The organism is Microbacterium sp. B24 (genome assembly GCF_000333415.1).
Taxonomy (GTDB): Bacteria; Actinomycetota; Actinomycetes; order Actinomycetales; family Microbacteriaceae; genus Microbacterium.
In genome coordinates, this window is record NZ_BADB01000536.1 from 1 (window position 1) to 449 (window position 449).

The 449-nt window shown below is 66.6% G+C and carries 1 protein-coding gene; it reads right to left on the reverse strand.

What is annotated here, in order from left to right:
* Positions 1 to 20: 20 nt before the first annotated feature.
* Positions 21 to 314 (reverse strand): hypothetical protein, encoded by a 294-nt coding sequence (locus tag I5I_RS15775; protein ID WP_036322026.1) that lies wholly within the window; start codon positions 312 to 314, stop codon positions 21 to 23.
* Between the last annotated feature and the right edge of the window lie 135 nt (positions 315 to 449).

Genomic DNA, 449 nt, shown 5'->3' on the forward strand with positions numbered 1-449 from the left:
AGCTCGGTCCCGGGGATCCTCTAGAGTCCGCTCGACACGAGCGTGAATCGCAGGCCGCGGCGCCCGGCGATACGCCCGAAGATCCACGATCCGATCGGACGCATGACGAACGTGAGCGCGAAGATCGCGTAGACGTAGATCAGCGAACCGCCGTCGGAGGGGTCGAAGAACTCCGTCCGGAAGAACGGCGCGAACACCGCGAAGGCGTACAGGTTGTACCACTGCACGAGGTTCGGGAAGGACCCGCCCAGGAGCGCCCAGGTCACTCCCGCGCGCGGCTGACCGACATCGGGCGCCGGTGCGGCGGAGTTCATGCGCTCACTGTAGAGCTTTGAGGTCAGCCGGGCGACGCACGTTTCTTCGCATCCCTCGGGGCAGACCGGCAGCGGCGGTGTCGTCGCGGTTGATCCGTCCCGGGTCAGACGTTGAAGCGGAACTCCACGACGTCG